The organism is Thermaerobacillus caldiproteolyticus (assembly GCF_013761245.1).
GTDB classification, from domain to species: Bacteria; Bacillota; Bacilli; order Bacillales; family Anoxybacillaceae; genus Thermaerobacillus; species Thermaerobacillus caldiproteolyticus.
In genome coordinates, this window is the sequence record NZ_JACDUT010000002.1 from 115,098 (window position 1) to 135,953 (window position 20,856).

Here is a 20,856-nt window from a genome sequence, read left to right on the forward strand (position 1 = left end):
ATTGTTCTATACAAATGATACTTGTTCTATCTCTTGTATTGGAGATTTAGGTAAATCAATGTTTAACATTCCCTTTGATATACGTTTGGTTGCTTCAGCTAACTTTTTTAGTGGATGAAGTAACGCCTTGTTTATAAACCAAGTACAAAAATAACGAGAAAGTTAACCAAACTAGCAAAGAGGTTTTCGTGTAGAAAATAATAAACACGATTCTTTACATGAAGCTGGCTTATCAGTGTCTGACCTCACGTACATTTCACAATATATATCCCGATGTTATAACCTATATATTTTGTTGAGGTGTCTGGCACTTTGCTTTTGGGTTAGCCTCCTGAGGAAAATAAGTATATACTTTAATACATGTTCCCATTCTCATCCTTATAAATAGTCTGAATAAAGGTGCGCTCAAATGGCTTACCATCTAATGTCTCCCCCTTGATGTCGAGTGTTAAATGATAGACGCCTGCTTCGGTTTGTTTTGGAATCACGATTTCGTCATGCGCTGACAATGAAGCTTTTTCTTTTAGTTTCTTTCCTTTCTTTTTCCCTGGATTGTTTTCCTTAGCTACAAAATCAAGGCTGTATTCCATGTTCATTTGTTTCATTTTAATTTTAGTGCCATCCGTTTCTATGACCCATTTGTTTTTATTGTTTTTTGGTTTTAGTTTTATGCTTTTGGTTAAGTCTGAATCGAACGTAGCAACGAGTAGATAGGCACTTGTACCATCAGCTTTCGCTTGAATGGTCCATTCCCCAGGCATTGGTTGATTGATTACTGCTACGTGATTCCACGCCCCTTGAAAAACGTCTTCCTCTTGTTGATATACGGCAACGGGTACGTTCACCAGTTGATGGTCAGGGCTTATCATCGTTAACGTGTCAACCGGTTGATCACTCATCCAGTTAATTGTTAACGTGCGTACGTTACTTTCAACGGCAAAGTTTTCAACAGCCGTTTGTTGAAAGCTTCCCCCTCTTATCACGTGAGAGCCATCTTCATCCGATTCCAATCCTTTTTCCGGAAATAAGAAAGTCGTTTGAATGGAAGAGCTTATAGCCCTATTGGTCGTCAAAAAAGGTTTAAAAATCGAGAACGTAGATGATCCATATTTGATAGTCGAGTGATCCCAATCCCCTACCTGTAACATCTGCCCATTTGGCAAGTACGCATTCGCCACTGTGACAGCGCCATCATTTGTTCCGTACTGAGATAAATAAAGCCCACCCCAATATAGCGAGGAACCGAACGAACCCCATTTCGTTCCCGCTAACGTATAATAGTTATTTTTATTCACATTTGCGTGATGATCAGTAATTGAACGAAAATAGTTCATATAAGACGTCTGTAAAGAATACGTACCATCGCTTTTTGATCCAAGGATATCAGCAAGCCAACTAGCCCAACTGCTGTATGCTAGGTCTGCTAATTGAGAACCATAGTGCGGACTTCCTAACGTAATCACATTAGAAACGTAAGGATACGCATTGTAATGAACCAAAGCCGTTTGCGCGTCAATGCCTCCTTTACTATGAGTAACAAGCACTAGTTTTTTACCGAAATAATTGTAAATTTCCTGGATTTTCGCGGCTAACAAACTTCCATTGTCCCACATGTCCTCCGAAGTTCCACCTGAATCGTATAACTCCAAAAAAGCCGTTTGATATCCATTGTTATAAGCAGTCTCGTACATATCGTTGTTGTCATACCATGTACTTGCGGAACTATTTAACCCTTGAACGAACAAAATCACGGGGGCATCAGGAATCAAATGGTCAGGCGTTGAACCAATGTACCAGGTTCCCGGTGCTCCGCCAGAACCAGGATTTGTAAATTTACCAGCATCAGCAGGAGTAGCTACCACCGCCATCACAAGAAACCATACGAAAAGGAACGAAAAAACCTTTTTCAATCAGGCAACCTCCTTCATCTGAAATTCGCATTTAATCACGTTAATAAAGCTATTTGAAGGACATTGAGGATATGTCAAAAATTTAATGATTTTAACCAGTATCTTTAAATGTTGGGTGAACTAATTTTGTTTCCTTTTGAAACTTTGTTCTTTTGTTTTGTCTATCGCTTTTTTGTTCAGAAGGAAAATAAATTTCTTTTAATCCTATACTTGAGCTTCTTTAATCATGGACACTTCTATTTTTGGATTTTGTAAAATTTATTTTATAATTAAGAAAAAGAAAGAGAGCGCTTTTCTCCATACAAACGCCCTCTTAAGAAGATGGAATCACCGTTAATACCTTCTATCTGTTTTGGAGGAAAGTCCATTCAACTTAGTCGTTGTGACTCCTCTCTATTCCACTCTTCTGGATTTTCCCGCCATTTTCGCAATGTCGCAATGTCTTCCTCCGTAATGACACCCATCTCCACCGCTGTTTCAATGAGGGTGTCATAATCAGTAAGCGTGTAGACAGCAACGTCATTTTCAGCAAAGGATTGTTTTCCTTTTTCAAGGCCATATGTAAAAATGGCAACGACACCGAGCACATCACATCCTTCTTTCCGCAATGCACGAACGGTATTCAAGGAGCTGCCTCCTGTAGAAATTAAATCTTCAACGACAACGACCTTTTGGCCTTTTTCCACTTTTCCTTCAATTTGTTTTCCTTTTCCATGCCCTTTTGCTTGGCTGCGCACGTAGCACATCGGCAAGGCTAGGCGCTCGCTTACCCAAGCGGCATGTGGAATGCCTGCGGTTGCCGTTCCGGCGATCACTTGGACGTCTGGAAAATGCGTGCGAATCAGATTCATTAGCCCATCGGCAATCGTGCTTCTTACGTTTGGATAAGCTAACGTAAGCCGATTGTCGCAATAAATCGGTGATTTTATTCCGGATGACCATGTAAATGGTTCATTCGGTTGTAAAGATACCGCACCGATTTGCAGTAAATGTGCCCCGATTTCTTTTTTCATTTCTGCTCCTCTCCATTCCATTCTCGTTGTAATCGCTCGTAAGCCGCATATGAATCGGCCGCGCGCGTAATGCTTCTTCCAACAACGATGGCGCTTGCGCCGAGCTTCCTTGCTTCATATGGTGTAACGACGCGAGCTTGATCATTTTTTTCATCGGTCGCAACGCGAATGCCCGGCGTTACCGTAAGAAATGATTCACCGAAAGCTTGGCGAATCAGCGGTACTTCTTTTGCCGAGCAGACGACGCCATCGAGTCCGCTTTTGTGCGCGAGAGAAGCATAATGAAGTACCGTCTCTTCCATCGAACGTTCAATGAGAAGCTGCTCGCGCAACATTTGTTCATTCGTGCTTGTCAACTGCGTGACAGCAATGCAATACGGACGACTCTCACCGCTTGGTGTGCCGGCATCTAACCCTTCAAGCGCCGCTTCCATCATCTTCATTCCTCCCGCTGCATGCACATTCACAAGATCAACCCCTAAGCATGCTAATCCTTGCATCGCCCGCTTGACCGTATTCGGAATGTCGTGCAGCTTTAAATCGAGGAAAATACGATGCCCCTGTTCCTTTAAATAGCGAATGATCTCCGGTCCTTCTTGATAATATAATTCCATGCCGACTTTAACGAATAACGATTCATGCTGAAATGGTTGTAAAAACGTTTTTACATCCTCCGCTGTCGGAAAATCAAGCGCCACAATAAACGGATGGTTCACTTTTTCTCCAGCTCCTTCCTGTGCATTCGGAAATGTGTTCAATCCCAAGTTCATCCAAGAGGGTCGGAAGTTCGGCAATGATGTTTGGACAAACGAACGGATCAATAAAATTTGCGGTTCCGACCGCTACGGCGCTTGCTCCGGCATAAAAAAATTCAATGACATCTTCAGCTGATTGAATGCCGCCCATGCCGATAATCGGGATGGAAACAGCTTGGCTTACTTCATAAATCATCCGAATCGCAATCGGTTTAATCGCTGGTCCAGAAAGCCCCCCTGTCCGATTGGCAAGCACCGGCTCGGCTGTTTTCACATCAATGCGCATGCCAAGAAGCGTATTAATCATCGTCAGACCATCCGCTCCTGCTCCTTCAATCGCCTTAGCCATTTCCACAATGTTGGTCACATTCGGAGAAAGCTTCACATAGACAGGAACTTCCGATACTTCCTTCACAAGCTTCGTCAGTTCCGCGGCAACTTCCGGAACGGTTCCGAACGTAATGCCGCCTTTTTTCACGTTCGGACACGAAATATTGAGTTCAAGTGCATGAACATTTGGCGCTTTGGAAATTTGTCTGGCGACTTCCACATATTCTTCCGATGTTGAGCCTGCGATATTGGCGATAATCGGAACGTCGAATTGCTCAAGCCATGGCAGTTCTTCGCCTATAACTTTTTGAAGACCGGGGTTTTGCAAGCCGATCGCATTCAGCATCCCGCCCGGTGTTTCAGCGACTCTGGGGGTCGGATTGCCAAAGCGCGCTTCTTGTGTCGTCGCTTTAATCATAATCGCACCGAGCTTACTCAAATCATAGAACTGCGCATATTCACGCCCAAAACCGAAACAGCCTGAGGCGGGCATAATCGGATTTTTTAATGAAAGACCGGGCAGCTGTACCTCTAAACGATTCATAGCACCACCTCCCCTGCTTTGAAAACAGGTCCGTCACTGCATACTTTTTTGTACGCCGTTTTGCTGTTTGAAACGCGGCAGACACAGGCAAAACACGCGCCAATACCGCATCCCATCCGCTCTTCTAACGAAAGGTATACTTCCTTGTGTGGAAATGCTCGTTCCAGCGCCTTTAACATCGGTTTCGGTCCGCATGCATACAGGACATCAAAGAAAATCGAGCGCTCAGCAATGACATCGGTCACAAATCCTTTCGTTCCGCAGGATCCGTCAACCGTTGCTACATACGTTTCTCCGAGTTTGACAAACTCATTTTCATAAAACATCACATCTTTACTTTGAAACCCAAGAACATGAATGACAGAAATTCCTTTTTTCACAAGCTGTTTTGATAGTTCATAAAGCGGGGGGACGCCGATCCCACCGCCGACAATCAGAGCCGTTTGTCCCGCTTTTATCACATCAAGCGGAAAACCGTTTCCAAGCGGGCCGAGAACGTCAACGGTTTCTCCCGGCCGTTTTTGTGAAAGAAGCGTTGTTCCCATACCTTCTTTTCGATAAATGATTGTACATTGGCTAGCTTCTTTATCGATATGGCAAAGGCTGAGCGGACGACGTAAAAGCGGATCCGCTTGCGGGGTTATTTTGATATGAACGAATTGACCGGGCCTATTCATTTCTGCCACTAAATCACCTGTTAACGTCATTGCATAAATGTTCTCGGCAATTCGTTCTTGATGAACAATCGTCATATTTTCCCGTTTCATCATGAACGCACCAACTCTTGTGTCATCGCCGTTGTTGAAAATGTCATAGATTCGATGACTTGTAGCATCGCTTTGGCAGTATCCAATGACGTTAAACAAGGGATGCCGTTTTCGACCGCTTCACGGCGAATGCGGAAGCCGTCACTTTCCGGTTGTTTTCCTTTTGTTAACGTATTGATGACAACTTGTGCTTTTCCTTGGCGGATGACATCTAAAATGTTTGGCGATTCGGAATGAATTTTATTGACGACCGTCACCGGAATATTGGCAGCTTTCAATGCTTCCGCTGTTCCGTTCGTAGCAAGCAGTTGATACCCCATACAATGGAAGTGTCTTGCTAACTCGACCGCTTCGTCTTTATCTTTGTCGGCAATCGTGAGTAATACTGCTCCGTACGAACGAATGTGAATGCCAGAAGCAACTAGCCCTTTATATAACGCTTTTTCAAATGTCGTATCTTTTCCGATGACTTCTCCGGTTGATTTCATTTCCGGTCCAAGTGAAATATCGACATTGCGCAATTTTGCAAATGAGAAAACAGGTGCTTTTACATATACCCCATCACTTTCTGGCTTCAAGCCCTCCTCATACCCAAGTTCAGACAGCTTTGTCCCTAAAATGACCTTGGTCGCAATATTCGCCATCGGCACGCCGGTAATTTTACTTAAAAACGGTACCGTTCGGCTTGAGCGTGGGTTCACTTCAAGGACATACACCTCATCTTTATATATGACAAATTGAATATTCAACAGCCCAACAATGCGCAATCCTTTCGCCAATTTCATCGTATAGTCGACGATTTTTTGTTTGATGTGTGGAGCTAATGTTTGCGGCGGATACACAGCAATCGAGTCACCAGAGTGAACGCCCGCCCGTTCAATATGCTCCATAATTCCTGGAATGAAAACTGTTTCTCCATCAGAAATCGCATCGACTTCGATTTCTTTTCCAATTAAATAACGGTCAATTAACACGGGATGCTGCGGATTGACTTTGACGGCATTTTTCATATAGTGCAGCAACTCTTCTTGTTGATAGACGATTTCCATTGCTCGGCCGCCAAGAACATAGGATGGACGAACTAACACCGGATAGCCAATTTCCTCGGCAATACGCACCGCTTCCTCGACAGAAAAGGCCGTCTTTCCTTCCGGCTGTGGGATGTCTAGTTCGAACAATGTTTGCTCAAATTTATCGCGGTCTTCGGCGCGATCCAAATCCTCAAGAGAAGTTCCTAAAATGCGGACGCCGTACGCTGCCAATTCAGCCGCCAAGTTAATCGACGTCTGTCCGCCAAATTGAACAATCACACCGATCGGTTTTTCTAAATTGATCACATGCATGACATCTTCAATCGTTAATGGTTCAAAATATAGTTTGTCAGAGATGCTGAAGTCGGTTGATACTGTCTCTGGATTGTTATTAATGATAATCGCTTCATATCCTGCTTCTTTAATTGCCCAGACAGAATGAACGGTCGCGTAGTCAAATTCGATTCCTTGCCCGATGCGAATCGGTCCTGAACCGAGAACAACGACGCTTTCACGTTCTGTGACGATCGATTCGTTTTCGTCCTCATATGTGCCATAGTAATACGGCGTTTCCGATTCGAATTCCGCCGCGCACGTATCGACCATTTTATAAACGGGTACAATTCCTGCGCCTTTTCTCATTGTATAAATATCGCGTTCGCTCATGTTCCAAAGTGTAGCGATCTTGACATCGGCAAAGCCTATTTCTTTTGCTTTTCTTAATACGTCCAAATCTCCGATATGATCGCGAACGACCGTTTCATAGCAGACGATGTTTTCGATCTTTGTCAAGAAAAAGCGGTCAATTTGGCTCCATTCGTGAATTTGTTCGATTGTAAACCCGCGGCGCAGCGCTTCAGCAATATAGAACAGGCGCTCATCTCCCGCTTTGCGAATTCGCTTTTCAAGCAGTTCATCCGAAATAGCTTCTGCCCCTTTTAACTCTAAATGGTATACGTTTGTTTCTAATGAGCGTACCGCTTTTAAAAGAGACTCTTCGAATGTCCGGCCAATCGCCATCACTTCACCTGTCGCTTTCATTTGTGTGCCGAGATGTCGATTCGCTGATTCAAATTTATCAAACGGGAAGCGCGGAATTTTCGTGACGACATAGTCAAGCGCTGGTTCAAAACAAGCGTATGTTTTCCCTGTCACCGGATTGATGATTTCATCTAATGTTAAACCAACCGCAATTTTCGCCGCGAGCTTGGCAATCGGATATCCCGTAGCTTTTGACGCCAACGCTGAAGAACGGCTGACGCGCGGGTTGACTTCAATGACATAGTAATGAAAGCTGTGTGGGTCGAGTGCCAATTGCACGTTGCATCCGCCTTCGATGCCAAGCGCACGGATAATTCGTAATGAAGCATTGCGCAATAATTGATATTCACGGTCGCTTAACGTTTGGCTTGGAGCAACGACAATCGAGTCGCCTGTATGAATGCCAACCGGATCGATATTTTCCATGTTGCAAACAACAATCGCATTGTCATTCGCATCACGCATCACTTCATATTCGATTTCTTTATATCCGGCGATGCTTTTTTCTAATAAACACTGATGAACGGGGCTCATTTTTAAACCGCTTGAGACAATTTCGATAAGCTCAGCCTCATTCGAACAAATGCCCCCGCCCGTTCCACCGAGCGTAAACGCTGGACGAACGATGACCGGATAACCAACCGCATTTACGAACGCGTACGCTTCTTCTAAACTATGAATAATTTCACTTTCTGGAACCGGCTCCCCAAGCTCGTTCATGAGAGCACGAAACTGTTCACGGTCTTCCGCTTTTTCAATCGCTTCTAATTTCGTGCCAAGAATTTCAACACCACATTCTTTCAAAACCCCTGTCTTGGCCAATTCGACCGCTAAGTTTAACCCCGTCTGTCCCCCGAGCGTCGGCAAAATTGCATCAGGACGCTCTTTGCGAATAATGCGCGAAACGAATTCAAGTGTTAACGGCTCCATATATACTTTGTCCGCAATTTCCGTATCTGTCATAATCGTTGCCGGGTTGGAGTTCACTAAAATGACTTTATATCCTTCTTCTTTTAGTGCTAAGCATGCTTGTGTTCCCGCATAATCAAACTCCGCTGCTTGACCGATGACAATTGGACCAGAGCCAATCACTAAAATCGTTTCAATATCCTGACGTTTAGGCATGGATGACTTCTCCTTCCGTTTTGAACTTTTGAATCATCGCGATAAATTCGTCAAATAAGTGATTCGCATCTTCTGGACCAGGAGAGGCTTCCGGGTGATATTGCACCGTAAATGCTGGATAATCGAGATGGCGCAATCCTTCAATTGTACCGTCGTTTAAGGCGATATGTGTCACTTCTAATCTTGTATGTTGCAATGATTGTTCTTTCACCGTATAACCATGGTTTTGTGAAGTGATCACCACTTTTCCTGTTGCCAAATGTTTCACTGGATGATTCGAGCCGCGATGGCCAAACTTCATTTTTTCCGTATCGGCACCGCAAGCTAGGGCAAACAATTGATGGCCGAGACAAATTCCAAATAACGGTACTTTTCCTAATACGCCTTGAACCATTTGAATTGCTTCCGGCACATCTTTCGGATCCCCAGGGCCATTCGATAACATCACTCCATCAGGATTTAAGCGAAGTACTTCTTCAGCTGTCGCGTTGTATGGCAGAACAATTACATCACAATTCCGCTTATTTAATTCTCGTAAAATGCCGTGCTTCATTCCAAAGTCAACAAGCACAATACGATGACCTCGCCCCGGACTGGGATATGCACTTTTCGTCGAAACTCGCTTCACTTGGTCGTTTGGTAGATTTGTAGATGTTAAATAGTTCACGACTTCCTGAACGCTCATATCTACATCACAAATCATTCCTTTTAACGTTCCATATTGGCGAATGATTCTCGTTAATTTTCTTGTATCAATGCCGGCTAAGCCAGGGATGTTTTTTGCTTTCAAATAGTCATCAAGTGTCATGTCATTTCGCCAATTGGAAGGAGCATGGCACACTTCTTTGACAATAAGCCCATGAATGTGCGGTTCAATTGATTCGAAATCATCTCGGTTAATGCCGTAATTGCCGATTAATGGATATGTCATTGTTACAATTTGTCCGCAGTAAGAAGGATCGGATAAAATTTCTTGATAGCCTGTCATTCCTGTATTAAATACAACTTCTCCGATCTTTTTTTCCGTGCTCCCGAACGCGTCACCGATAAAAAATGTGCCGTCTTCTAAAACGAGTTGTCGTTTCATTTACTCTCTCCCTTTCTGCCAAACTGGTTTTCCATCGACAAATGTCATCACCGGCCATCCTTGGCATGGCCAACCGGCAAATGGAGTATTTTTCCCTTTCGAAACAAACGTATGTGGATCGATGACTTGCTCGGTTTCCAAATCAAGGATGGTGATATCCGCCGGTTTCCCGACTGCTAATCGTCCCGACGATAAGCGAAATGCTTCGGCTGGTTTGACTGTCAAAAAATCAATAAGCTGCTTGAACGTCAGTACGTCCGTCTTGACTAAATATGTGTAAAGAAGCGGGAACGCTGTCTCTAAACCGACAATCCCAAATGGGGCAAAAACAATGCCTTCCTGTTTTTCTGCTTCCGTATGCGGCGCATGATCGGTAGCAATAAAGTCGATCGTGCCATCGAGCAAGCCTTCGATTAACGCTTCACGGTCCTCTTTGCTTCGTAACGGCGGGTTCATTTTATAGTTCGAGTCAATCCCCGGAATATCTTCATCACAAAGAAGGAGATGGTGGGGCGTCACTTCTGCCGTCACGCGAATGCCAGCCCGTTTGGCATCACGGACAACGCGAACGGATTCTTTTGTACTAATGTGACAGACGTGATAATGACAGCCGGTTGCTTCTGCCAGAAGCACATCGCGCGCAATATGAACAGATTCGCATACGGATGGAATTCCGTTTAATTCATTCCGTCTTGCAAACTCTCCGTCATGAACAACGCCATGATTCGTTAATGTATTATCTTCGCAATGGGCAACAATCGGCATATCAAGAGCAGCGGCTCGCTTCATCGCTTCGTACATCATGCCGGCAGATTGCACGCCGACACCATCGTCCGTAAACGCGAACGCTCCCGCTTCTTTTAATGCGGCAAAATCCGTTAATTCCTCTCCGAGCTGACGAATCGTAATTGCTCCGTATGGCAGTACACGGACATGCGCCGTTTCACGAATCCGTTCTTGCAAGCGAAGCATTTGCTCTTTCGTATCCGGCACCGGACGCGTATTTGGCATTGCTGCCACCGTTGTAAATCCGCCTTTCGCTGCAGCAAGGGTGCCTGTGGCGATCGTTTCTTTCCGATCTCCGCCCGGTTCGCGCAAATGAACATGCAAGTCAATGAATCCTGGTGAAATGAAGCAGCCTTGAACGTCGATCACTTCATCAGTTACCTCGATATGTAGTTCTTTTCCGATCGCAGTGATGATCCCTTCTTCGATTTTGATTTCCGTTCGTTCAATTTTCCCGTCTTTATTGAACGACTTGCCATTTTTTAAGATGATTGCCATTCTCCATTCCCCTTTCCACTGCTCGTTTTAATACAGCCATACGTATATAAACACCGTTTTCCATTTGCTTGAAAATTCGTGATTGCATGCATTCGACAAGGCAGCTCGCAATTTCCACATCGCGATTGACAGGAGCAGGGTGTAGAATAATGCTGCGGTCTTTCATGCGCTTTGCTCGTTCGACCGTTAGTCCATAGCGCTCATGGTATTGCTTTCTGGCTAGTCCCATTTTTTCTTCGTGTCGCTCATGCTGAATGCGCAATAACATAATGACATCCGCTTCTTGGACGGCTTCATCTAAATCGACATACGTTCCATATTGATTCGTATCATCTTTCCATTCATCAGGACTTGCAAATAACACAGTCGCTCCAAGTCTTGTCAGCACCTCAGCATTCGAGCGAGCGACGCGACTATGGCGAATATCGCCGACAATCGCTACTGTCAGTCCACGAAAAGCGCCGAATTCTTGACGAATCGTCATTAAATCTAACAGCGATTGCGTTGGATGATGTCCGCAGCCATCCCCGGCGTTAATGATTGGAATGGCAATTGAATCACGCAATGCTTCAAAATATTGATCTTCCGGATGTCTCACTACAACTGCGCCCACGCCAATCGACTCAAGCGTACGAATCGTATCGTACAACGTTTCCCCTTTTTGCACGCTCGACATGTCCGCATCAAACGGAATGACTTGGAGCCCTAATTTCCTTTCTGCCACTTCAAAGCTGCATTTCGTCCGTGTGCTCGGTTCGAAAAACAAGTTGGCGACAAAAAACAGCTCTGGGGCACGCCAATATTTTCCTTCTGAAAACTCTTCTGCCTCATCAAGCAATGAAGTAATTTCAGCTAATGATAAATCTGTTAATGTCAATAAATGTGCCATATCTCTCCGCTCCTTTTCATAAAAAACACCCTGTCCAATCGACAGGGTGTTACACCATTTTTGAGTAAAAAGGGGCAATGAGGGAAACTGGATGATATCCGCTTCGCCCCATCTTTACTTTTCACTTTCACTGTAACACCCTTTTAAGTCTCTCTGGACTCAATTAAAAGGTGATGTTATGCAACATGATCATCACTGTTTTCTGTTTCTAACTCAAACATATTTTCAATTGTTTGCGGACGGCCCGGTAATACAAGGTTAAGCAAAACACCGCAAATCGCAGCTAATGCCATTCCTTGAATTTGGAATTGTTCTGATACTTTTAATACCGCACCGCCAATTCCGATGACAAGAATGACAGAAGAAATGACTAAGTTTCGTTTGTCACCGAAATCGATTTTGCTGTCCACAAGCATGCGCAAGCCAGAAGAAGCAATGATACCGAAGAGCAAAATCGACACACCGCCCATAACAGGCGTTGGAATTGAGCTAATAAGCGCAGTCACTTTACCAATAAATCCGAAGATAATCGCAATGATGGCTGCTCCCGCTAATACGTAGACGCTGTAGACACGTGTAATCGCAAGCACCCCGATATTTTCACCATAAGTCGTTTTTGGCGGTCCACCGATAAGCGCGGAAATCATCGTTGCCGTTCCGTCGCCTAAAATCGAGCGATGTAAGCCAGGGTTTTTAATGTAATCACGACCGACTACTTTGCTTAACACAAGCTGGTGACCGATATGTTCTGATAGTGTCACAACGGCGACCGGCACCATCAGGAGGACGATGTCCCATGTAACATGGATGTGATAATCGACAAACGGGATTAAAAAGTCCGGCATTTCAAACCATTTGGCTTTTGTGACTTGAGAAAAATCGACAACTCCAACTGCTAACGCATACACATAGCCGACGATAATCCCCACTAACACAGGAACTAAGCTGAACATGCCTCTTAAGAAAACCGAGCAAACGATCGTTGCAGCAAGCGTTACTAGCGCAACAGAAAAATAAACGAAACTATATTTTCCGTCCGGATTGTTCATTGCCATATTGACCGCTGTATTTGCTAGTCCTAGTCCGATAACGATAATGACCGGACCGACAACGATTGGCGGCAACAAATTCATAATCCAGCGGTATCCCGCTTTTTTTATAACTAGGGCAACAACACCATACACAAGCCCGGCCAAAAAGCTGCCAATCATCGCCGCACTAGGACCTCCCGCTGTTTTAGCAGCAATAATCGGAGCGATAAACGCAAACGAAGACCCAAGGTACGCAGGAACTTGCCATTTCGTGATGATTAAAAAAGCGAGTGTCCCGAGTCCGCTTGAAATGAGGGCGATCGACGGGCTTAATCCAACCAAATAAGGCACTAAAATCGTCGCACCAAACATCGCAAACAAGTGCTGAAGGCTAAGCGTGAACCACTGTATCGGCGATGGCATATCCTTAATATCTAATACCGGTTTATTCATTATCACAAACTCCTTTCCGTTTTTTGCATAAAAAAACCTCTTTGCCCTTCAGAGGTGCAAAGAGGTACAGTCGTAGCCTAAAAAGCTAGTTTTAATCTTAGACTATTTCCCTGTTCCCCCTTTGTCAGCCTCACGGGACTGCCTTTAAAAAGGGAATCGATTTATTTTTCATGAATGCTGACTTGATCAAGTGCGTCCACTTCCGTTAACTCTACAACAATCATTTCCGCGCTCGATGTAGGGATGTTTTTTCCTACAAAATCAGCCCGAATCGGCAGCTCGCGATGACCGCGATCAACGAGCACAGCCAATTGAATTTGCGCTGGACGTCCAAGATCCATTACCGCGTCCATCGCCGCGCGCACCGTCCGTCCTGTAAACAATACGTCATCGACTAAAATGACTTTTTTGTTTGTCACGTCAAACGGTACGTCTGTTCCTTTTACAAGCGGTTCGTGATCGCTCGTTTTTACCGTTAAATCGTCGCGATATAGCGTAATATCTAACTCTCCAACAGGAACCGCCTTTCCTTCGATTTGTTCAATCCGCTCGGCTAACCGTTTTGCTAAGTAAATGCCTCGCGTCTTAATGCCAATAAGAACACAATCGTCAATTCCTTTGTTGCGTTCAATAATTTCGTGAGCAATGCGCGTCAGTGCCCGGCGAATTGCTTGTTCATCTAGAACAACTGCTTTTTGCATCGTTTCACCTCCACACAAAAAGCCCTCCCACCGATAGGCGAGAGGGCAGAAACATTCCATATGCAATGATGAAATCCGACTCCTTCTCAGCCTCACGGGACTGAACTTAAAGGCTCCTATTTACTTGCTTTTATTGTACTTTTACAAGCGACGTTTGTCAACGCCCTTTTCGCAACAACTCTAAAAGACGCTCGAACTCATTTGGCAGCAGTGCTTCAAATTCCAAATATTCTCCCGTACGCGGATGAGTAAACCCTAACACGCCGGCATGTAACGCCTGACCGTCGATCGGCAGCGTTTTTTTCGGTCCGTATTTCGGATCTCCCGCCAACGGATATCCGATGTATTTCATATGCACGCGAATTTGATGGGTGCGTCCCGTTTCGAGCTGACATTCGATAAAGGTATATTGCTCAAATCGCTCGAGCACACGAAAATGCGTGACAGCCTCTTTTCCGTTTTCGTCTGTCACCGCCATTTTTTGACGATCATGCTTATCACGGCCAATCGGAGCATCGATTGTACCGTAATCATGTGGAATAACCCCATGAACAATCGCCTTATATTTGCGGGTAACAGTTTTATTCACGAGTTGATTCACAAGTGCTGTATGGGCAACATCGTTTTTGGCGACCATTAACAATCCGGACGTATCTTTATCAATGCGATGGACAATGCCGGGACGAAGAACACCGTTAATGCCCGATAAATCTTTGCAATGGGCAAGCAGCGCGTTCACAAGCGTTCCGCGCATATGACCAGGAGCAGGATGCACGACCATGCCGCGCGGTTTATTCACCACAAGGACATCGGAATCCTCATAATAAATGTCCAATTCGATTTCTTCCGGCTCCACATGAAGCGGTTCCGGTTCGGGAAGACGAACGACGACGACATCACCAGTAGAACATTTGTAATTCGCTTTCACCGATTTATCGTTGACGGTTACAAGCCCATCTTTAATCCATTGCTGGACTTTCGAGCGCGACCATTCTTCATTGAGAGCGGAAATCACTTTATCGATTCGTTCATTATCGTACTCTTCCTCAATATGAAATTGAACAACATCCATCAACCATTCTCCTTTTCCTTCGTTCCAGCAAAAAATGTTTGTAAAAAGACAAGCGCGACTCCAATACAAAGAGCGGAATCAGCGAAATTAAACACTGGAAAGCTGTACGTAAAAATGTACGTATGAATAAAATCAACTACCTCTTTACGTACAAGCCGATCAATAAAATTCCCGACCGCTCCCCCAAGCATCAGGCCAAGGGCGATGCCAAACAGCCTCTCCCCGCGGGGCAAACGTTGAATATAAATGATTAATCCAATGACAACAACGATCGTTATAATATAAAATAGCCAAAACTGCCCTTGTAAAATTCCCCATGCCGCTCCACGATTGCGATGGGAAGTAATGTATAACACGTTCGGAATGATGGTAATGCTTTCTCCAAGCTGCATATACTTCACTACAAGCCATTTGGCAAATTGATCAATGGCGATCACGATCAGCGCAATCACATAATATACCACACGACTACCCCCACTCGACATATGTACTTTATGAATTGTAGCATAATCATGTAATTATAGACAATCGCCAACATGCCAAATTACATAAAAAACGAGGCCACCGCTAATAAGGCTAGCCTCGTTTTTTGAATTATGCTGAATAATGTTCTTTCACAATGCGGGCGCAACGCGGACATAATGTTGGATGATCTTTGTCTTCTCCTACTTCCGGCGTAACGACCCAACATCTTTCGCACGTTTCACCTTCCGCTGGTTTGACAACAATCGCAATAGTAGCGAATTTTTGTGCCTCTTCAGGAGCGTCTGCATAGTCTCCAGCAATTTCAAATCCTGATACGATGAACAACTGTTTGACATTTTCTTCGATCGAATCAAGCAGCTGTTTCGTTTCCGCAGTTGGGTACACGATCAAGCTTGCTGTCAATGATTTACCGATGACTTTCTCATTTCGGGCTACTTCCAACGCTTTTAATACATCATCGCGCAAACTCATAAATGTGTCCCATTTCGCTAATAGAGCTTCTGCTCCTTCGATGTCTTTGGCTTCCGGCATATCGACAAGCTGAACGCTCTCTTCTCTTTCTTTTCGATTTGGAATATGCCCCCATACCTCATCGGCTGTATGCGGTAAAATTGGTGCGATCAGCTTCGTTAAGGCTACGACCGTTTCGTAAAGCACGGTTTGAATCGAGCGACGCTCTTGATCATTTGGCGCTTCAATATAGAGAATATCTTTGGCAAAATCCAAGTAGAACGCACTTAAATCGATCGTACAGAAATTGTTCACGTCGTGATAAATTGCCGCAAAGTCATACGTTTCATATGAATGTTTTACTTTTTCAATGAGGCGATTTAATTTCACAAGCATATAGCGATCCACTTCACGCAATTCCGCTAAAGGAACCGCATTCGTCTCCGGATCAAAGTCAAATAAGTTACCAAGCATAAAACGGAACGTATTGCGAATTTTTCTATACACTTCCGCGACTTGTTTTAAAATGCTGTCGGAGATTCTTACATCTGCTTGATAGTCGACAGAAGCAACCCAAAGACGTAAAATGTCAGCCCCTAATTGCTCCATTACTTTCGCTGGAACAACAACGTTACCGAGCGATTTACTCATTTTGCGGCCTTCTCCGTCAAGCACGAACCCATGGCTTAATACTCCCTTATACGGCGCTTTCCCCGTCACCGCTACTGCAGTTGAAAGCGAAGAGTTAAACCAGCCGCGATATTGGTCAGAACCTTCAAGATACAGGTCAGCCGGACGCTGTAAGTCATCGCGCTCTTCCAACACCGCTTGGTGAGAAGACCCAGAGTCAAACCAAACGTCCATAATATCGGTCTCTTTTGTAAATTTACCGTTTGGACTTGATGGATGAGTAAATCCTTCCGGCAATAAGTCTTTCGCCTCACGTTCAAACCATACGTTTGATCCGTATTGTCTGAACAAGTTGGAGACGTGTTCAATCGTTTCATCCGTAATAATTGGTTCGCCGTTTTCGCCGTAAAACACCGGAATCGGAACTCCCCATGCACGCTGACGAGAGATACACCAGTCACCGCGATCGCGAATCATATTGTGAAGACGCGTTTCTCCCCATGCTGGAACCCATTTTGTTTCTTCAACAGCTTTTAATAATTCGTTACGAATTTTATCAATAGATGCGAACCATTGCGCTGTGGCACGGAAAATCGTCGGTTGTTTTGTCCGCCAATCGTGCGGATACGAGTGGGTAATAAAGCCAAGCTTTAAAAGAGCGCCTACTTCCTGCAATTTTTGTGTAATCGCTTTGTTCGCTTCGTCATAAAATAATCCTTCAAATCCCGGCGCTTCTTTTGTCATATAGCCGCGCTCATCGACTGGGCATAAAACGTCTAGCCCGTATTTCTGACCGACGATAAAGTCATCTTCCCCGTGACCCGGTGCAGTATGAACGCAACCTGTTCCGGCGTCCGTCGTGACATGTTCTCCGCAAACAACAAGCGAATCACGATCATAAAACGGATGTTTCGCCACGACATACTCAAGCTCATTTCCTTTAATCGTTTTGACGACATTCGCTTCTTCCCAGCCGATTTCTTTTGCTACCGATTCTAATAGCGCAGAGGCAACGATATATTTTGCATCGTTTACTTGAACGACGCTATATTCAAGATCCGGATGAACAGCAATGGCTAAGTTTGCCGGAATCGTCCATGGCGTAGTCGTCCAAATGACAATTTTCTCATCTCCTTCAAGCACCCCTTTTCCATCTTTGATCGGAAACGCAACATAAATTGAAGGAGAACGTTTATCTTTATACTCGATTTCTGCTTCAGCTAAGGCAGATTCGCTTGATGGAGACCAGTAAACAGGCTTTAACCCTTTGTAAATGAGACCTTTTTTCGCCATTGCACCAAATACTTTAATTTGTTGTGCCTCATATTCTGGCTTTAGCGTAATGTACGGGTTATCCCAATCGCCGCGTACGCCAAGGCGCTTAAATTGTTGGCGTTGATTGTCGATCTGCTCATATGCATACTCTTCACAAAGCTTGCGAAACTCCGCCACGCTCATCGACTTTCGGTTGACACCTCTATGTTTCGTGAGCGCTGTTTCAATCGGCAATCCATGCGTGTCCCAGCCAGGCACGTATGGTGCACAATAACCGCTCATCGATTTATAGCGGACGATAAAGTCTTTCAAAATTTTATTTAACGCATGCCCCATATGAATATCACCGTTCGCATACGGCGGGCCATCATGCAGCACAAATAATGGGCGATCTTTTGTGCGCTCCTGCACTTTGCGATAAATGTCCATCTCTTCCCATTTTGCTTGAATTTGCGGTTCACGCTGCGGAAGGTTTCCGCGCATCGGAAACTCTGTTTGCGGCATTAATAACGTATCTTTATAGTCCATTCCTCATTCCTCCAACTTTTTTCTATCAAATAAAAAACCGCCCTCTCCCGAAAAGGGACGAGAACGGTCTCGCGGTACCACCCTTATTGACTACGTATGCCCGAAAGGCACGAATAGCCCTCTTTGCATTCGTAACGGGAATGACGCGCCATTGCCTACTTTTCTTTCAGCATGGAACTCCAGGGTGATCTTCACTCTTTCCGCTTAGTCGAGCTTCCACCATCCTCGACTCGCTGAAATAAGCTAATGAAAGAGCTACTGTCCCTCTCATCGTTGGTTCGTATTCTTCATTTTACTCGTTATTATATGCGAAAAGAGCAATTTTCGTCAAGATTGCCCGATTTCTTCCTTTTCATCCATTTCGATTTCTGGCACCTCGTATTCCATTAAATGGTCCCAATCGCTGTTGTTTAACATTTCGAGCTGGGCTTCGACTAACATGCGAAAACGGGTGCGAAACACTTTCGATTGCCGCTTTAACTCTTCAATTTCAAGAGCAATTTTTCGCGATTTGGCGAGTGCTTCATTAATGATGCGATCCGCGTTCTTTTCCGCTTCTTTAATGATGAGCTTCGCTTCTTTTTGCGCGTTTCGTTTTACTTCTTCTGCCGTCTCTTGAGCAATTAAAATCGATTTATTTAATGTTTCTTCAATATTGGTGAAATAGCTGAGCTTTTCCGTGAGCTCGGCTACTTTTTCTTCGAGTTGTTTTTTTTCACGAATAACCATTTCATAATCTTTAATGACTTGGTCCAAAAATTCGTTCACTTCGTCTTCATCATAACCGCGAAATCCTCTGCTAAACTCTTTATTATGAATATCTAATGGCGTTAAAGGCACAAGTGCCACCTCCGTCTGCAATAATTCCTTTTTCTTTACGATTCGACATATTTCTCCTGATTCCTGCAATGGTTCGATTATTTTTGTGTTCCAATATGCACACGCCACTTCTCTTTTTTTGTTTTGCCATCAATCGAAAAAATTTTACAGCGACCGAACCCGCGTACTGAAAGCGTGTCTCCTTCTTTGCATTCAAAATGCGCTTGTTCAACCACTTTCCAATTCACTTTGACAAGACCGTTTTCAATGAGTGACTGCGTTTTTTGCCGCGAAACATGAAACGCTTGCGACAACAAGGTATCAAGGCGCAACGACGAAACGGTAATCGTCGCTTCGTTCCACTGCTCTTCAAGAATGATAATGTCAGTCAATGGCTTTTCTTCTAAGGAAATTTTCGTTTTTCCAATCATCTCAAGATGTAAACGAACATAGTCGGCTACTTCCTTGGCAACGAGCAATTGAATGTGTTCATCTTTGATTAAGATGTCACCAAATTTCCCTCGTTTTAAGCCCAGCGACATCAGTGAGCCTAACACTTGCCGATGCTCAAGCGATACAAATTTACTTGGGTAACAAACAGCAAAAAGAGCGATGGCAAAATCCTCTTGTTCCGGTTGAAAATAAGGCGGGTACAAAAGCGCCCGCTGTCGTTCGACAAACGAAGCACCACCGAAAAAAGAGATGTTCACATCTTCATCATGTCCGATCACTAATCGAACGATCTCTTGCTCACGAGGGTCAAGAAAATCTGTTAATTTCGGGCAATATTGCGTCTTTACAGCTTCACGCCATTCAAGCACTTGGTCGATAAAATGATGTTCTTCCTTCCGAAAATGCTGATACAGATTCACGTTATTCACACCTAACTCTCATAAAGAAGGGAACCCGTGTGCTGGATTCCCTATACTAAGTTTAGCATATTGAATAGCGCATACAATCCTCTTGTAGCAAAATTTAAGACGAAAAGGGCAACGATTGGCGAAATGTCAATCATGCCAATCGGCGGAATAATGCGGCGAAATGGCTCTAAATACGGCTCACAAATCGCTGCAAGCATCTGACCAATTTTTGTGTCGCGCGCATTCGGAAACCACGACATTAAAATGTATACAATTAACGCATACGAATAGATTTCAATAAGTGTCGTTAAAAACGAAAGCAAACTGTGCATAAATGTTTACCACCTCTTCATAGATGTATCGTCATCGGCAATGACGGAAATCGAGCCGGTCACATCGACGTTATCCGGAGTGCATAAAAAGATTTTTGTGCCGACTTGTTGAATGTCACCACCGATCGCATACACGGTACCGCTTAAAAAGTCAACGATACGTTTCGCTTGGTCGTGTTGAATGCGCTGTAAATTGACAACGACGGCACGGCGGTTTTTTAAATGGTCTGCAATTTCTTGCGCTTCAGCATACGCTCTCGGTTCAATTAATACGACTTTTGATGATTTTTGCACGCTTTGCAAGCTGACGACATTTTGCTTCGCCGGTCCTTTCGCTAACGGTTGTTCGTCCTCTTCTTCCTCATATTCGTCTTCGTATTCTTCATAATCCTCTTCTAAGAAATAGTCTTTAAACTTCTTAATGAATCCCATTTTTTCACCTC

Annotated in this window: 19 protein-coding genes and 1 other annotated feature; all 19 genes read right to left on the reverse strand. The window is 44.3% G+C overall.

Translation table 11 applies throughout. From position 1 onward, the window contains the following. Positions 1–6: 6 nt before the first annotated feature. On the reverse strand, positions 7–135 hold the full coding sequence (locus tag HNR31_RS19070; RefSeq protein ID WP_309505616.1) for a HAMP domain-containing protein: 129 nt from the start codon (positions 133–135) through the stop codon (positions 7–9). Between the two features lie 218 nt (positions 136–353). Then, the gene (locus tag HNR31_RS04050; RefSeq protein WP_181554988.1) at positions 354–1,910 is read right to left on the reverse strand and encodes an esterase/lipase family protein; all 1,557 of its coding nucleotides are present in this window, start codon (positions 1,908–1,910) and stop codon (positions 354–356) included. Between the two features lie 368 nt (positions 1,911–2,278). Further along, positions 2,279–2,923, reverse strand: a complete 645-nt coding sequence (pyrE, locus tag HNR31_RS04055) for an orotate phosphoribosyltransferase (RefSeq protein ID WP_181554989.1) — start codon at positions 2,921–2,923, stop codon at positions 2,279–2,281. Further along, positions 2,920–3,639, reverse strand: coding sequence for an orotidine-5'-phosphate decarboxylase (gene pyrF / locus HNR31_RS04060; protein ID WP_181555239.1), 720 nt, complete (start codon positions 3,637–3,639; stop codon positions 2,920–2,922). Before pyrF ends, pyrE begins: the two co-directional genes overlap by 4 nt. Continuing rightward, positions 3,611–4,552 (reverse strand): dihydroorotate dehydrogenase, encoded by a 942-nt coding sequence (locus HNR31_RS04065; protein WP_181554990.1) that lies wholly within the window; start codon positions 4,550–4,552, stop codon positions 3,611–3,613. Before HNR31_RS04065 ends, pyrF begins: the two co-directional genes overlap by 29 nt. Further along, positions 4,549–5,322, reverse strand: coding sequence for a dihydroorotate dehydrogenase electron transfer subunit (locus HNR31_RS04070; RefSeq protein WP_181554991.1), 774 nt, complete (start codon positions 5,320–5,322; stop codon positions 4,549–4,551). Before HNR31_RS04070 ends, HNR31_RS04065 begins: the two co-directional genes overlap by 4 nt. After that, positions 5,319–8,516 carry a carbamoyl-phosphate synthase large subunit gene (carB, locus tag HNR31_RS04075; RefSeq protein WP_181554992.1) on the reverse strand — a complete coding sequence of 1,066 codons (3,198 nt, stop codon included), beginning with the start codon at positions 8,514–8,516 and terminating at the stop codon, positions 5,319–5,321. Before carB ends, HNR31_RS04070 begins: the two co-directional genes overlap by 4 nt. Then, the gene (locus HNR31_RS04080; protein WP_181554993.1) at positions 8,509–9,603 is read right to left on the reverse strand and encodes a carbamoyl phosphate synthase small subunit; all 1,095 of its coding nucleotides are present in this window, start codon (positions 9,601–9,603) and stop codon (positions 8,509–8,511) included. Before HNR31_RS04080 ends, carB begins: the two co-directional genes overlap by 8 nt. Further along, a complete protein-coding gene (locus HNR31_RS04085) occupies positions 9,604–10,887 on the reverse strand; it encodes a dihydroorotase (RefSeq protein WP_181554994.1) in 1,284 nt (427 codons plus the stop codon). It lies immediately after the preceding gene. Beyond that, a complete protein-coding gene (locus HNR31_RS04090; RefSeq protein WP_181554995.1) occupies positions 10,850–11,776 on the reverse strand; it encodes an aspartate carbamoyltransferase catalytic subunit in 927 nt (308 codons plus the stop codon). The genes HNR31_RS04085 and HNR31_RS04090 overlap by 38 nt, the downstream gene beginning before the upstream one ends. A gap of 176 nt (positions 11,777–11,952) precedes the next feature. Further along, complete coding sequence (locus tag HNR31_RS04095; protein ID WP_220129396.1) at positions 11,953–13,260, reverse strand: solute carrier family 23 protein; 1,308 nt, start codon at positions 13,258–13,260, stop codon at positions 11,953–11,955. Between the two features lie 161 nt (positions 13,261–13,421). Continuing rightward, a complete protein-coding gene (gene pyrR / locus HNR31_RS04100; RefSeq protein ID WP_181554996.1) occupies positions 13,422–13,961 on the reverse strand; it encodes a bifunctional pyr operon transcriptional regulator/uracil phosphoribosyltransferase PyrR in 540 nt (179 codons plus the stop codon). A gap of 157 nt (positions 13,962–14,118) precedes the next feature. After that, on the reverse strand, positions 14,119–15,033 hold the full coding sequence (locus HNR31_RS04105) for an RluA family pseudouridine synthase (protein ID WP_181554997.1): 915 nt from the start codon (positions 15,031–15,033) through the stop codon (positions 14,119–14,121). Beyond that, a complete protein-coding gene (gene lspA, locus HNR31_RS04110; RefSeq protein ID WP_220129397.1) occupies positions 15,033–15,518 on the reverse strand; it encodes a signal peptidase II in 486 nt (161 codons plus the stop codon). The genes HNR31_RS04105 and lspA overlap by 1 nt, the downstream gene beginning before the upstream one ends. Positions 15,519–15,627: 109 nt before the next feature. After that, positions 15,628–18,402, reverse strand: coding sequence for an isoleucine--tRNA ligase (ileS, locus tag HNR31_RS04115; RefSeq protein ID WP_181554999.1), 2,775 nt, complete (start codon positions 18,400–18,402; stop codon positions 15,628–15,630). A gap of 50 nt (positions 18,403–18,452) precedes the next feature. Continuing rightward, positions 18,453–18,682, reverse strand: a binding site (T-box leader). Positions 18,683–18,729: 47 nt separating this feature from the next. Beyond that, the gene (locus tag HNR31_RS04120; RefSeq protein ID WP_181555000.1) at positions 18,730–19,242 is read right to left on the reverse strand and encodes a DivIVA domain-containing protein; all 513 of its coding nucleotides are present in this window, start codon (positions 19,240–19,242) and stop codon (positions 18,730–18,732) included. A gap of 77 nt (positions 19,243–19,319) precedes the next feature. Then, positions 19,320–20,093, reverse strand: coding sequence for a YlmH family RNA-binding protein (locus tag HNR31_RS04125; RefSeq protein WP_181555001.1), 774 nt, complete (start codon positions 20,091–20,093; stop codon positions 19,320–19,322). A 50-nt stretch (positions 20,094–20,143) separates the two neighbouring features. Beyond that, positions 20,144–20,413, reverse strand: coding sequence for a YggT family protein (locus tag HNR31_RS04130; RefSeq protein WP_181555002.1), 270 nt, complete (start codon positions 20,411–20,413; stop codon positions 20,144–20,146). A 6-nt stretch (positions 20,414–20,419) separates the two neighbouring features. Then, positions 20,420–20,845 carry a cell division protein SepF gene (locus HNR31_RS04135; protein WP_181555003.1) on the reverse strand — a complete coding sequence of 142 codons (426 nt, stop codon included), beginning with the start codon at positions 20,843–20,845 and terminating at the stop codon, positions 20,420–20,422. Positions 20,846–20,856 lie beyond the last annotated feature (11 nt).